The following is a 13,104-nucleotide window of genomic DNA, read 5'->3' on the forward strand; positions in this document are numbered from 1 at the left end:
ATGTATGCTCCTTTCAAGTAAAAAATGGATCTGCAAGAATAGCAGATCCGCCGTATTGTTAGCCTTTTGTTGGTGCAGTTTGTAAATTCATCAGTATATTGATTGCAAATAAAATAACACTGATAACTACTAAAGTTGCTCCGATCGAAACGGCGATTGCCAGTTGTCCTGCTCCAGTTAATATAAGTGCTGCGAGTCCAATCATCATTACCGGCAACCCGATATTACCAGTCCAAAAATGCCATTTTGCGAGTCCATGTCTTCCTGTCCTCGGGAAAATATGATAGATGATACCAGATAATGCAAATGAAGCCCAACCAAGTAAATTGATATGCACATGAACGCCTTTTAATGCATAATCATGTGCCATAGACATATACATCCCTAAAAGTACTCCAATAGCAAAATACACAACGGAAATTTTTATTAATTTGATGCCCACTCTTTTCCCCCCCTCTCTAATAGGTCTTATACATTCTATTTCTAAGAAGAAGAGAGTATGATTATTCAGTTAGAATTGGGATCTTAAAAGCGCTCATCTAATTTGTCCGCATAAAAAGTAATGGCCTTTTGATAACTCAAAATTTCTTCATCGGTAGTCGTTTCTGCAATACACTTAAGTAATAATTCCATCGCACGATTATGCTCATTTAAATTATAAAGTGTCATGGAATAAAACACTTGGATTGCTTTATTCGTAGGAAACAAGTCCATACCTTTTAAAAAGACCGTTTGGGATTTTTCATAATCCCCTAGCGTTCTGTACGTGCTTCCTAATCCTAGTAAAGCTCCTTCTAAATCGGATTCCGTTAGTCCTAAGTCGATGGCATTTTCATAATAAGGTGCAGCTTTTGACTCCTCTCCTAGCACATCATAACTCCATGCACATTGGTAATTAACATAAGCATTACCCGGCAATTCTTCTGCCAATTTTATTAGTACTTCATTTGATTCCTTTAACCTTCCATCTTGTCGCAAAAAAAGTGCGTGGTCCAATTCTGGATTCATTTGTAATGTCCTTTCTTTAATTAAAGGTATTTTAGTGTACAATGTCACATGAAACGGAATATGAAGAAAAAACGGGTAACTAAATATTTACCAGTTCATCCGCTTACAAAGATTAGTAATATGAGTAAGATGATGCTTTCCATGCCAAACGTATAAACCAATATTTTCAACAATCCATACTTCACCAGTATCGGGATGTATAAACGTTTTTTTAAGATTGCTAGCATCTAAACTTCGTAACAGCTTCACAAGTCGAATATGCACCGCTTTTAGTAATGAAAGAGAAATATCAATTGGCAGCTCAGAGTCAGCAAGTTCCGCCCAGTTTGCTTCATCATATGATTTAATGACTGGATTATCTTCCGTCAACGCTAGTTTAAATCGAATATATGCATTCATATGACTATCGGCAACATGATGAACAACTTGACGAACAGTCCATCCAGCTTCTCGGTACCGTGTATCTAGCTGCTCGTCATTTAAATTTTCTACAGCAGCAGTTAGTAAAGCTGGGAAATCCTCCAACTCTTTCATCCAAACTTCTATTACTTCATTTGTTATATCACCACTAAACTCGAATTTTCCGATAGGGTACTTTACATCCATACTTACTCCTCCACTTCTATCATGATTTGCGTGACATAATTATCATTGCCAGTTACCGAAATTTCATCAAGCACATATTCCTCATATGCATAACTACCAAGCTTTATATGATGAGTATCGATAAAATCCATCATTTTTTTATATGTTTTCGAAATATTTTTATCATCACCCTTGTGAAATCCGACGACATATAAGCCTTTTTGTTTTGTATAAAAAGAAATTCCTTTCGCATCTTCCGCTATTTTCGTATACAAATACGAATAATTGTCATAGTCCTCTCCTAGAAGTTTCTCCTTACTTACAACTGCTCCGATAGGATACCCTAGATCTAATTCATTCGTATATAAATAGTCAATAAATGTAGAAATTGATTTTAAAAATTCTCGATCCGAACAATCTAAAATAGAATTACTTAAAAACAATTGTTCTTCCGCTTGCTCAACAAGTGTAATTTGTGAAAAATCTATCGTTAAAGCATATTCTGTTAAAGTAATTTTCGTATCAATAATTTTTTGTATTTGGTTAAGGGTGTTAATCTTTTTTTCAATTTCTAATGACTTTCCTTTTAATAGCTCGATTAATTCGACTGGTGTTTTATTTTTCAAAAATAGTTTAATTTCTTTTAAAGGCATATCTACCTCTTTTAATAATTCAATCACGTTAAAAACATCGAACTGATGATATGAATAATAGCGATATCCTTTGTCATTTTTTATTTCTGGTGAAAGCAGTCCTATTTCATCATAATGAAACAATGTTTGCTTTTTTACATTACATAACTTCGCAAATTCTCCCGTTGTAAAGTATTTTCGTAAATTCTCACTCATTTTAAAACTTCCCCCTTGACTATATGGTTACCGTATACTTTAGGATATAAATATACCACATCAGACATGTATTTGTAGGAAAAGAAAGGAATTGATAGTCATGACTATTTCGATTCATGACGTAACACAAGAAAATGTACAAGAAATTTTAAATTTGAGAGTAGGAGAATCCCAGCAATCATTCATTGAAACGACGGAACAATGTTTGGATGAAGCGAAAGAATGCGAGTTTTATAAACCAGTTGCCCTATATGCAGATGATAGTCTAGTCGGTTTTGCAATGTATGGCTTTTTCCCAGATGAAAAGGAGAACGGTCGACTTTGGCTAGATCGATTTTTAATCGATTCCAAGCATCAAGGATTAGGTTATGGTAAAACAATGCTTCAGGCAATGTTACAAAAGCTTGACGACGAATACACTTCGCAAAATATTTATTTAAGTATTTTTGAAGATAATAAAGCAGCTATACATTTATACGAAAAATTTGATTTTCAGTTTAATGGAGAACTTGATATTAATAATGAAAAAATAATGGTAAAAAAATTCACGAACTTAAACGGACAGTAACAATTTATAATTAGACAAGATTGGTTAAAGGTGATACAAATGAACGAAACTTCTTTAAAATTAAAAAATACCCCAACAACAAAACTATTTCTTTCCTATTTACTCCCATCAGTAGTCGGAATGCTGTTAATGGCTATCAATATATTAGTAGACGGAATTTTCGTCGGCAATGGTATTGGTGCAGATGCTTTAGCAGGTGTTAATATCGCAGTTCCGATTTTCTCCATATTATTATCCATCTCCCTTTGGATTGGAATGGGTGGTGCCACGCTATACTCGATTTCTTTAGGACAAAATAATAAGGAAAAAGCGAGATCTATCTTTACACAGTCATTTGCAATTACTATTTTTATCGTTGGTATACTTGTTATTTTAGGTTTGTGGAAACAACAGGAAATGGCTTATCTATTTGGGGCGAATGAACAAATTATGCCATATGTTCTCGACTATTTACATGTTATCTTATTATTTGGGATTATATTTGTGCTTGAAAATATTTTGAGTATTTTTATTCGAAATGACGGAAATCCTCGGCTTGCTATGGTAGGGCTAATTACTACATCTGTATTGAATATACTATTCAACTATTTGTTTATATTTGTATTCGATTTTGGTGTTAGTGGAGCAGCTTATGCTACTGGGATATCGGCGGCAATTGGTTTAGCTGTATTATCGACTCACTTTCTTCGCAAAGAGAGTATACTAAAGTTCACGAAATTAAAATGGGAATTCCTAATTATTAGGGATATATTTAAAGTAGGTCTTCCAAGTTTTATTATCGAAAGTTCGGCAGCGTTTGTTATTATCGCTTATAATATAACTTTCATGCATTTTATCGGTGAAATTGGTGTAACTGCTTATGCAGTTGTCAACTACTTACATGCTGTTTTTATTATGTTATTTATCGGTATTGGTGCAGCATTACAGCCAATTGTAAGCTTTCACTATGGAGCGAAATTATATAGTCGACTTCAGCAATTTTTGAGACTTGGCGTTATTACAGGAATTGTATTTGGAGCAATAATACTGCTTGTCGGTTGGTTATTTGGGAATAATATTATTGCCTTATTTGGAGTTTCTTCCGCAGAAGTAATTGCGTATACTGAAAAAGGTATTACTCTGTTTTTCATCGGTTATTTATTTATGGGTATTAACTTGGTTTATGCAGAATACTATCAAGCGATTGAAAAGATTAAACTTTCTTCTATTATAATTATCGCTAAAAATATTGTTTTGTTTTTACCTCTTTTATGGCTGTTACCAACGTATTTCGGTAGTGATTTCATCTGGCTTGCCTTCCCAATTGCTGAAGGTATTACCACAATTGGATTAATCATTGCGAGAAACACATTGCATGCGTTAGAACCATTAAAAAACACAAGTTCAAAAATAGTGCCTGTCGTTGAATCATAAGAAAAAGAGGTAATCCGTTCACAGACGGATTACCTCTTTTTAGATTACTACTTTCGTCTTAGACGCTTGAACAAGTGCAGTTATTTTTTCTTGCTTGTTTTGATGAAATGCTTCAACAATTGCACTACCCACAATAATCCCGTCTGCTAATGAACCAATTGCCTGAACTTGTTCGGGTGTTGAAATACCAAAGCCAGCTAGTACGGGAATTGGACTAATTTCTTTTAGCTGTTTTAAATGATTTTCTAACAGATCGGCAAATTCATCTCGTACTCCCGTAATTCCATTTATCGTAACCGCATATAAAAAACCTTCCCCGGAGCCAGCGATTCTTTCGATTCGATCAGGTGGGCTTGTTAATGAAACTAGCGGAATGAATGCCACATCGGTTTCCAAAAATGCCTTTTTCACAAAATCACTTTCCTCTAATGGTACGTCCGGGACGATTAAGCCGCTTATTCCACTTGCTACACACTGCTCTGCAAAAGCATCTATTCCATAGCTTAATATTGGGTTTATATAAGACATAATAATAAGCGGAACAGAAACTTCCTCTTTAATCGTATATAGCTCGCTCAAAATAGTTCGTAATGTTGCACCGTTTTGTAATGCGCGCTCTCCTGCACGTTGAATTGTCGTACCATCTGCTACTGGATCAGAAAATGGAATGCCAATTTCAATTGCGGTCACGCCAGCATTTTGGAGAAATAAGATTTGTTTTTTTAAGTCTCCATCTCCCGCCATAATATATGGAATGAATGCTTTATCACCTGCTTGTAAGCAGTTTTCTATAGCGGTAGTTAACATCTTTTTAGTCATTCTGAACACCTCCAAGTGCGTCTCGAACCGTATGCACATCTTTATCTCCACGACCAGATAGACAAATGACGATAATTTCATCGGAGCGCATTTTTTCCGCTAATTTTGTTGCATAATAAACCGCATGTGCACTTTCCAAAGCTGGAATAATTCCTTCTGTTTTTGCAAGTATTTGTAAACCTTCAAGGGCTTCCTTATCTGTAACTGAAGTATAGGTTACTCGACCAATGTCATGTAAATGACAATGCTCTGGCCCAACCGCTGGATAATCTAAACCAGCTGAAATCGAATGCGCTTCTTGTATAAAGCCGTTGTCATCTTGTAATACATACATATAAGCCCCATGTAACACACCTTCTTTTCCATCAGCAACAGCTGCGGCATGTAATCCCGTTTCAATTCCACTACCAGCAGCTTCTACCCCATACAATGCAACTAGCTCGTCATCAATAAAAGGATGGAACATACCAATTGCATTACTACCTCCGCCAATACAAGCGACAATTACATCAGGTAAACGTCCTTCTTTTTTTACTATTTGCTTTCTAGTTTCCACACCAATGACACACTGAAAATCACGGACAATTTTCGGGAAAGGATGTGGCCCAAGTGCAGAACCTAAAATATAATGTGTATCTTCCACATTTGCTACCCAGTAACGAAGTGCTTCATTGACAGCATCTTTAAGTGTTCCTGAGCCTTGATCGACAGACACGACTTTTGCCCCTAACAGCTCCATACGAAATACATTCAGTTCCTGTCTTCGAATATCCTCTTTCCCCATGAACACGACGCATTCTAAATCGAATAATGCGCAAACAGTAGCTGTAGCGACACCGTGCTGACCCGCTCCGGTTTCTGCTACAATTTTCTTTTTCCCCATACGCACAGCAAGAAGCGCTTGCCCAATTGTGTTATTAATTTTATGTGCTCCTGTATGGTTTAAATCTTCCCGTTTCAAATAAATTTTCGCTCCACCAAACTGATTTGTAAGACGTTCCGCAAAGTAAAGTGGGGTTTCTCGTCCAACATAATCTTTCAAGTAATAGCTCACTTCTTCTAAAAAAGCTGGATCTAATATGGCTTCATCATACGCTACTTCCAATTCTATTAGTGCGCTCATCAACGTTTCTGGAACAAATTGACCACCAAACCGACCATAACGACCTTCTTTTACTTGTACCATTCGCTCATTGCTCCCTTTCTTTGACTGCGTGTATAAATGCACGAATCAATTGTTTATCTTTTCTTCCATCTTTCTCTACGCCACTCGAAACGTCTACCATATAGGGGTTAACATGTTCAATTGCCTCGGCAACATTTTCTACATGTAAGCCCCCTGCTAAAATTACTTTTTCTTTTGCAATATGAAGACGTTCCAAGTGCTGCCAATCGAATGTTATCCCACTACCTGCTTGAGGTGCATCAAATAATAAAAACTCCGTATTATACTGTGTTGCCACCTCGACATCTTGTTCGCTTCGAACGGATACAGCTTTAATAGAAGGATAGCCATGGGCCTGAATAGAGCTTGGTTTTTCATTGCCATGGTATTGAATGAAATCTAATGGTACTTCCCTATATGCTTTTTCCATTTCTTCTTGTGTGGCATTAACAAAAACACCTATTTTTAAAACTGTATTAGGAATATCCACTGCAAGCTTTTTTGCTTCTTTAATCGTTATTTGCCGCTTGCTTGGAGCAAAAACAAATCCAATCGCATCGGCTCCTGCCTCAACCGCTGCATTCACATGATCTTTCTCCATCAATCCGCAAATTTTTACTTTAGTCATTGAGCATTTTCACCTCGCTTCACTTGAAACGAGTGAACTACTTGTTCGATATTTTGACTTCGCATCAATGATTCACCAACAAGCACTGCACTCGCCCCTGCTTCCGTAACTCTATTAGCATCCTCTATTTTCCATATACCACTTTCACTTATAAGCACTCGTTCTTCATGAAATGGAAAGACTGCTGCTATTTCCTCTGTGCGTTTCAAATCGACTTCGAATGTTCGTAAATCTCGATTGTTTACACCAATAAGTTTCGCTTCGATTTTTAAAGCTCTTTTTAACTCTGGAATGTCATGCACTTCTACTAATACCTCTAGCCCCAACGCAGTTGCATAGTTATATAAACGTTCTAATTGTTCTTCGTTAAGTGCTGCAACGATTAGAAGAATGACAGATGCACCGGCGCTTTGTGCTTCATCAATTTGTACAGGATGAATGATAAAATCTTTACATAATAAAGGAATAGGTACTGCCTTTGCAACAGCTGTTAAATCTTGAAAAGATCCTTTGAAAAAGAGATTATCAGTCAAGACTGAAATGCAAGCTACTCCTGCATCGTAATATGCTTTTGATTGAGCTACTGGATCTACGTTCTCTGTAATCAGACCTTTAGAAGGTGAAGCACGTTTTATTTCTGAAATTACTTGCAAATGCTTTGTTTTATAAAGTTGATCGAATAGTGACGGTCTAGAAGAAGGGCTCTCATTCTTTTTATTATTTTGATGAAGCATTTCCTTCACTTGTGCTTTTTTCTCCTGTAAAATTTCATCTAAAATAGTCGTCATCTAACTACCTCCTGTCTAGCAGTTGTTTTATTAAACCGTTTAATAGCTTCTAGTTTTTGGAAGGCTCTTCCTGATAAAATGCAATCTGCTGCTATTTTTACACCTTCTTGAATTGTCTTCACGAAACCATTAGCAAAAAATCCAATTCCTGCATTGAAAATGACTGTATCGAAATAGGCACTGCGCTCTCCACGAAGTACTGCCAGCATAATTGTTGCATTTTCATGCGCATCTCCACCACGAATTGCTGAAATAGGTGCAAAAGATAAGCCCACCTCTTCTGGTGTAAGCGAAAAAGGGATTAAATCGCCTTTATCCAATAAGACAAAGTCATTTTTACCCGCTAATGATGCTTCATCCATCCCACCAGCTCCACTTACGACAATTGCTCGTTCCCTTCCAAGCATGCGCAAAACAGATGCATAATCCATTGTAAAATCTGTTCGATTAATACCCGTATATTGTGTTTCTAAACTTACTGGATTTGTCAGTGGGCCAACAAGATTAAAAATGGTCGGTCTTCCAATTCTCTCTCGAACGAATCCAATTCTTTTTAAATGTGGATGAATCGTTGGTGCATAAAGGAAAGTGAGTCTTTCTTGTTGAAGTAAATCCATTGTTGATTGGGTATCAATCGTAGGATGAATGCCAAGTGCCTCCAATACATCAAAGCTTCCTGCAGCACTAGAAACCTTTCTATTTCCGTGCTTTGCAATGGTTACTCCTTCTCCAGCTAACACAAACGCTGCTGCGGTGCTAATATTAAAACTATTGGAACGATCTCCACCGGTACCACAGTTATCCATATAGCTTCCTTCTGGAACATTCAATTTTAAAGAAAATGACTTCATGACAGTAGCGAGTGCTGCAACTTCATAAGCTGTTTCTCCTTTGTTTGATAAGGCAATTAAAAAAATCTCGATTTGCTGTAAATCTGTTTGTTCATCGAATAGTAGCTTCGATGCCTCGATCATTTCGTCGTACAATAAATGCTCTCGCTTCTCCACTTTTTCTATAAAATTTCTCATCTCATACTCTCCTCTGCTCAGCTAGCTTAATGCAATACGTCCAGTAAAGATCTTGCTTTATTGTACGTCTCTTTAAATTCTAATTTCGGTTGTGACGCTGCAACGATTCCTGCACCCGCTTGCACATATACTTTTCCATCTTTTATAAGCATCGTTCGAATCGTTAAAGCAAAATCCATATTACCATTGAAGCCAATATATCCGATTGAACCTCCGTAAAAACTTCTCTGTACATTTTCTAGCTCGTCAATAATTTCAATCGCTCGCACTTTTGGAGAGCCAGTGACAGTTCCAGCTGGGAAACAGCTACTTAATGCATCAATTGGATGAAGCGATGTCAATAAATCACCTTCAATTTCTGACACAATATGCATCACATGCTCGTAACGAACTAAATACATATAGTTCGTTACTTGAACTGTACCTGGAACACAGACTCTCCCTAGCTCTTCTAATCCAAGATCCACAAGCATTTTATGCTCCGAAATTTCTTTAGGGTCAGCAAGTAATTCTTGCTCTAATGCCATGTCTTCTTGTGCGTTTTTACCTCTTCTTCGGGTTCCTGCAATTGGATTGGTTACCACTTTTCCATTCGTAACTCGCACAAGACTTTCTGGAGATGTTCCGACAATAACGTAATCTTCTAGTTCCATATAATACATATAGGGTGATGGGTTACGTCTTCTCAGTTTTCTATATAAAGAAAAAGGATCTCCTGTAAAATCAGCTACTAATCTTCGAGATAATACGACTTGCTCCACTTCGCCTTGTTCAATATAGACTTTAGCTTTTCGAACAAGCTCCTCAAATTGATGCTGCGTAACAGAACATGAATAGTCTGATATAGAAAACGCTGTTTCCGTTTCCACTTGACTAGTAGTAATTTGTTTAGCAATACTTTCTAAGTCAGGTTCTTCTTGTACTGCACCAATTTGTGTATGAAAAATCGTTACTTCATCTAAAAAATGATCAAAAATAACAATCGTTTCGTATACATTGAAAAAGATTGCTGGAATGTTCAATTCATCTTTCAATAAAGATTTCTTTGGCATACACGCTCCATATCCAATATAACCAACCGCCCCTCCGGTAAAAGGTAATTCACTATGATCTGGAATACGTGGAATTAGCCTTTTTAGAAGTTCAAACACATTTCCTTCATGCACATATTCTTTATCCGAATCATAAAAGCGTTCGATGATTTTATCTTCACTCCCGGTAAATGATTTCAATGGATTCACGCCTATAATTGAATATCTACCAGAGCTCTCATGCTTTGCAGAGCTTTCCAATAAAAACTTTCGCTTGCCTTCTAACCTTCTCAAAATCAAAATGGGTGTCAAGGAATCTCCATTTAATTTCTTAGAAGTCGTCCGATAACCTAACTGATCTGCGCTCATCACAATCTCTCCTCTGCTCATCTTAACTTTTTCAACATAAAAAAAAGCCCTCTTCAAAGGAATTCAGAAAAATCCCTTTGAAGAGGACGGTGTTGACCGCGTTGCCACCTCATGTTGGAGCAATATTACTCCCACTTCATATCCTGTAACGTAGGAAACACGTCTTCCCCTAAAACGATTAGTCGTTCTCAAGGAAGCTCTCATAAGTCCATTCACACTAGCAACGAATCAGTTTTCACCAACCACTGACTCTCTTAATCGCATACTAATGCTACTCTTCTTATTCAAACAATTTCTCAGCTATGCTCATCTAATCTCGGCTCATCTGTTCTATGGGCGGTACCGCTATCGGCACCTTCTACCCGTATCCGAACATAAAAGTTACTTTTTATCTTAGTAGGAATACTTTCAATTGTCAAATAATTTTTTGATTAAAATGATTTTGCGATTATTTGTTTCTTAATGCTCCCACTTCTTCTACACTTAAATTAGTCAGTTCCATAATTTTTTCATCAGAGTAATTTTTATTTATTAGAGTTTTTGCAAGACTTCTGAGTGCTTCTAGTTTTCCTTCTAACTTCCCTTTCTCTTCCGCTTCTTTTCGTTCAAAGGCAAAAGCTTCCGCAAGAGTTGGGGATTCACCATATTTTTCTGAAAATAACATACTACTAGCCTCCTTCTGCAATATCGGACTAATATTGCTATATAAACGTTTCGTTAAATCTTCTGGTAAATGCAACAAATAATCAATAAAGTAAAACACAGAGGAAATAGATGTTTTCGGATAATCCGTATTTTCAAGGATTTCCTGCATTAAAGTCATTTTAAAAGCATAACGCTTTTAAACATTTCCTTTTGTTTCATTCATATACTGCGCAGCAAGTATCACCTTACTAAAGATGCGCTTAGAATGTTTTAATACCTCTATATTCTGATTAGCGATTCGATATGAATTATACGCATAATTTAATTTTGTACCAAAATAAGAATAATTAAATGCACTAGATTCATTACTTTTCTGTGAATCGGTTATTATCGCAAATGCTACAATTTCTTTATCATATTTATCGAAAATACGATAGAAGTATGGGAACATTCTCTTGGAAAACTCATCATCCGCGGCGCCTTGTACTTCAATATGGATCAAAATCCATTTCTCTTTCCCATCTTTCAAATGCATCTTCACTATTTGATCCGCAATAACTCTCTTCCATAAGTCATCTTGATCTATTATATTCGCACGGTATTTCATCGGTCTTTCAAGTACAAATGCAATTGTCATCTTTCATTTTCAGACCCAGCTTATTGTTTTCACACTATTACAACTATTACAACTATTACAACTATTACACAATACAAGAACATACGTTTCGAATATTTTACGTTAATCAAAATCTTCCCTTTCCAATTAAACCGTTTATCGTTAAGATAGAAATATCCATAGACAATTAGAAAGAAGCGAAAAAATTGAAAAGAACTCTTGTAATAAGCGATATTCACGGAGAACTACAAAAATTTGAACAGTTACTTAAAAAAATGGAATACAACCATGAAGAAGATCAATTAATACTACTTGGTGATTATGTAGACCGTGGACCTAATGCAAAAGAAGTCCTAGAAAAAGTGATAAAACTCAAAGAAAACGGAGCACGCGTACTGAAGGGTAATCATGAGGACCTAATGATAAAGGCATTAACTACCGATGTAGAAAGAGCTTGGAATCACTGGGTGATGCTATGTGGAGGAGATGCTACATTATATAGTTATGGTTTTTCAGAGGAGAATATTGCTGTTAATGAAGAAGACTTTAAAAAACCAGTACTGCAATCAGACATACTTCAAAAACACTTAGAATTTATACAAAGTTTAGAACTTTACATAGAAACACCCGAATATATTTTTGTCCATGCGGGCGTAGAGCCAACAACACCTATTTCGGAAACTGATCCTCACTTACTCATATGGATTCGAGATGTGTTTCACAAAGGATATACGGGTGAGAAAACGGTTATATTTGGCCATACGGAAACAAATTCGCTTCATAACGACACGGAAAATAACAATGTATATTTCGGAAGCAATCGAATCATTGGTATTGACGGTGGGGCTGTATATGGTGGGCAACTAAACTGTTTAGAGTTACCGAGCCAAAAAGTATTTTCTGTAAAGTAATCGTATCAAAATAAACTGTAGTATTCGATCAACCAAAAGAATCCAATTTGAATTTATGGAAATTGGATTCTTTCGTTATGAACTGATTGTTATCACTTTGTACTATTTCTTTTTTTCCAATCACTTTTTAAAAGGCTAAATGTTAATAAATCTTCATAATGGTCATACAGCCATTGTCCATCTCGTTTAATCCCTTCTTGAACAAACCCTAATCTCCTAGGAATAGCAGAGCTTTTTAAGTTATTAGCTGCAACTTGAATTTCAATTCTATGTAAATCCATCTCTTCAAAAAGATAGTCTATTACAACCTGTACGCTACTAGTTATAATGCCCTTTCCTTGTGCTTCTTCGGACAAAAAATAACCGATACTTGTTGATTTATTTTTCCAATCAATAAAATGGAGCCCAATCATTCCTACTAGATTACCGTTATATCTAATTCCAGCATCAAATCCATTATTATTTGCGTAATTATTTATCCAAATTGGGATAATCGGCGCAAAATCCTCTGCTGATTTTCTTTTATCAACCCAAAGTAGCCATTTTCGTAAATATTCTCTATTAGTGTCTACAAGATTGTATAATTCATCTTTGTGTTGCTGTTGTAATAATTCAATTTCTATTTGATTATTTACTTTAAATGAAAACACTTCAAAACCTCCTATTAGACAATAATTATTTC

The 13,104-nt window shown here is 36.1% G+C and carries 16 protein-coding genes and 1 other annotated feature; of the genes, 3 read left to right on the top strand and 13 right to left on the bottom strand.

The annotated features are described in order from the left end of the window. Positions 1-58 precede the first annotated feature (58 nt). The 4 genes from RUH95_RS08450 to RUH95_RS08465 all read right to left on the bottom strand — a co-directional run bounded on the left by RUH95_RS08450 (position 59) and on the right by RUH95_RS08465 (position 2,441). The gene (locus RUH95_RS08450; protein WP_313892416.1) at positions 59-442 is read right to left on the bottom strand and encodes a cytochrome-c oxidase; all 384 of its coding nucleotides are present in this window, start codon (positions 440-442) and stop codon (positions 59-61) included. Between the two features lie 83 nt (positions 443-525). Further along, a complete protein-coding gene (locus RUH95_RS08455) occupies positions 526-1,008 on the bottom strand; it encodes a tetratricopeptide repeat protein (RefSeq protein WP_313892417.1) in 483 nt (160 codons plus the stop codon). An 87-nt stretch (positions 1,009-1,095) separates the two neighbouring features. Continuing rightward, positions 1,096-1,614, bottom strand: coding sequence for a YfiT family bacillithiol transferase (locus RUH95_RS08460; RefSeq protein ID WP_313892418.1), 519 nt, complete (start codon positions 1,612-1,614; stop codon positions 1,096-1,098). Between the two features lie 2 nt (positions 1,615-1,616). Next, positions 1,617-2,441, bottom strand: coding sequence for a MerR family transcriptional regulator (locus RUH95_RS08465; protein WP_313892419.1), 825 nt, complete (start codon positions 2,439-2,441; stop codon positions 1,617-1,619). Positions 2,442-2,541: 100 nt separating this feature from the next. Between RUH95_RS08465 and RUH95_RS08470 the strand changes: the two genes are divergently transcribed. Both RUH95_RS08470 and RUH95_RS08475 read left to right on the top strand, forming a co-directional pair. Then, on the top strand, positions 2,542-3,009 hold the full coding sequence (locus RUH95_RS08470; protein ID WP_313892420.1) for a GNAT family N-acetyltransferase: 468 nt from the start codon (positions 2,542-2,544) through the stop codon (positions 3,007-3,009). 39 nt (positions 3,010-3,048) lie between these two features. After that, positions 3,049-4,422, top strand: coding sequence for an MATE family efflux transporter (locus tag RUH95_RS08475; protein ID WP_313892421.1), 1,374 nt, complete (start codon positions 3,049-3,051; stop codon positions 4,420-4,422). Between the two features lie 39 nt (positions 4,423-4,461). On the opposite strand, the gene trpA is transcribed toward RUH95_RS08475, so the two are convergent. The 8 genes from trpA to RUH95_RS08515 all read right to left on the bottom strand — a co-directional run bounded on the left by trpA (position 4,462) and on the right by RUH95_RS08515 (position 11,532). After that, positions 4,462-5,241, bottom strand: coding sequence for a tryptophan synthase subunit alpha (gene trpA, locus RUH95_RS08480; protein WP_313892422.1), 780 nt, complete (start codon positions 5,239-5,241; stop codon positions 4,462-4,464). Then, entirely contained in the window at positions 5,234-6,427 is a 1,194-nt protein-coding gene (trpB, locus tag RUH95_RS08485; RefSeq protein ID WP_313892423.1) for a tryptophan synthase subunit beta, read from the bottom strand. The genes trpA and trpB overlap by 8 nt, the downstream gene beginning before the upstream one ends. Before the next feature lie 4 nt (positions 6,428-6,431). Then, positions 6,432-7,034, bottom strand: a complete 603-nt coding sequence (locus RUH95_RS08490; RefSeq protein ID WP_313892424.1) for a phosphoribosylanthranilate isomerase — start codon at positions 7,032-7,034, stop codon at positions 6,432-6,434. Continuing rightward, complete coding sequence (trpC, locus tag RUH95_RS08495) at positions 7,031-7,822, bottom strand: indole-3-glycerol phosphate synthase TrpC (RefSeq protein WP_313892425.1); 792 nt, start codon at positions 7,820-7,822, stop codon at positions 7,031-7,033. Before trpC ends, RUH95_RS08490 begins: the two co-directional genes overlap by 4 nt. Further along, a complete protein-coding gene (gene trpD, locus RUH95_RS08500; RefSeq protein ID WP_313892426.1) occupies positions 7,819-8,850 on the bottom strand; it encodes an anthranilate phosphoribosyltransferase in 1,032 nt (343 codons plus the stop codon). Before trpD ends, trpC begins: the two co-directional genes overlap by 4 nt. A 26-nt stretch (positions 8,851-8,876) precedes the next feature. Continuing rightward, positions 8,877-10,250, bottom strand: coding sequence for an anthranilate synthase component I (gene trpE / locus RUH95_RS08505; RefSeq protein ID WP_313892427.1), 1,374 nt, complete (start codon positions 10,248-10,250; stop codon positions 8,877-8,879). A gap of 79 nt (positions 10,251-10,329) precedes the next feature. Next, positions 10,330-10,547: a binding site (T-box leader), on the bottom strand. Between the two features lie 151 nt (positions 10,548-10,698). Then, positions 10,699-10,914 (bottom strand): hypothetical protein, encoded by a 216-nt coding sequence (locus RUH95_RS08510; protein WP_313892428.1) that lies wholly within the window; start codon positions 10,912-10,914, stop codon positions 10,699-10,701. A 177-nt stretch (positions 10,915-11,091) separates the two neighbouring features. Further along, positions 11,092-11,532, bottom strand: coding sequence for a hypothetical protein (locus RUH95_RS08515; RefSeq protein ID WP_313892429.1), 441 nt, complete (start codon positions 11,530-11,532; stop codon positions 11,092-11,094). A gap of 185 nt (positions 11,533-11,717) precedes the next feature. Between RUH95_RS08515 and RUH95_RS08520 the strand changes: the two genes are divergently transcribed. Beyond that, positions 11,718-12,422, top strand: a complete 705-nt coding sequence (locus RUH95_RS08520; protein WP_313892430.1) for a metallophosphoesterase family protein — start codon at positions 11,718-11,720, stop codon at positions 12,420-12,422. Between the two features lie 92 nt (positions 12,423-12,514). Here RUH95_RS08520 and RUH95_RS08525 read toward each other — a convergent pair whose 3' ends face one another. Then, entirely contained in the window at positions 12,515-13,072 is a 558-nt protein-coding gene (locus tag RUH95_RS08525; RefSeq protein ID WP_313892431.1) for a GNAT family N-acetyltransferase, read from the bottom strand. Between the last annotated feature and the right edge of the window lie 32 nt (positions 13,073-13,104).

The organism is Psychrobacillus sp., from assembly GCF_032154225.1.
Classification (GTDB): Bacteria; Bacillota; Bacilli; order Bacillales_A; family Planococcaceae; genus Psychrobacillus.

Bases quoted from the DNA above. Each gene is read 5' to 3' on its own strand.
- RUH95_RS08455 (WP_313892417.1), bottom strand. From the start codon at position 1,008: ATGAATCCAGAATTGGACCACGCACTTTTTTTGCGACAAGATGGAAGG.
- RUH95_RS08515 (WP_313892429.1), bottom strand. From the start codon at position 11,532: ATGACAATTGCATTTGTACTTGAAAGACCGATGAAATACCGTGCGAAT.
- trpA (WP_313892422.1), bottom strand. From the start codon at position 5,241: ATGACTAAAAAGATGTTAACTACCGCTATAGAAAACTGCTTACAAGCA.
- trpC (WP_313892425.1), bottom strand. From the start codon at position 7,822: ATGACGACTATTTTAGATGAAATTTTACAGGAGAAAAAAGCACAAGTG.
- trpE (WP_313892427.1), bottom strand. From the start codon at position 10,250: ATGAGCGCAGATCAGTTAGGTTATCGGACGACTTCTAAGAAATTAAAT.
- RUH95_RS08460 (WP_313892418.1), bottom strand. From the start codon at position 1,614: ATGGATGTAAAGTACCCTATCGGAAAATTCGAGTTTAGTGGTGATATA.
- RUH95_RS08490 (WP_313892424.1), bottom strand. From the start codon at position 7,034: ATGACTAAAGTAAAAATTTGCGGATTGATGGAGAAAGATCATGTGAAT.
- RUH95_RS08465 (WP_313892419.1), bottom strand. From the start codon at position 2,441: ATGAGTGAGAATTTACGAAAATACTTTACAACGGGAGAATTTGCGAAG.
- RUH95_RS08475 (WP_313892421.1), top strand. From the start codon at position 3,049: ATGAACGAAACTTCTTTAAAATTAAAAAATACCCCAACAACAAAACTA.
- RUH95_RS08510 (WP_313892428.1), bottom strand. From the start codon at position 10,914: ATGTTATTTTCAGAAAAATATGGTGAATCCCCAACTCTTGCGGAAGCT.
- trpD (WP_313892426.1), bottom strand. From the start codon at position 8,850: ATGAGAAATTTTATAGAAAAAGTGGAGAAGCGAGAGCATTTATTGTAC.
- RUH95_RS08470 (WP_313892420.1), top strand. From the start codon at position 2,542: ATGACTATTTCGATTCATGACGTAACACAAGAAAATGTACAAGAAATT.
- trpB (WP_313892423.1), bottom strand. From the start codon at position 6,427: ATGGTACAAGTAAAAGAAGGTCGTTATGGTCGGTTTGGTGGTCAATTT.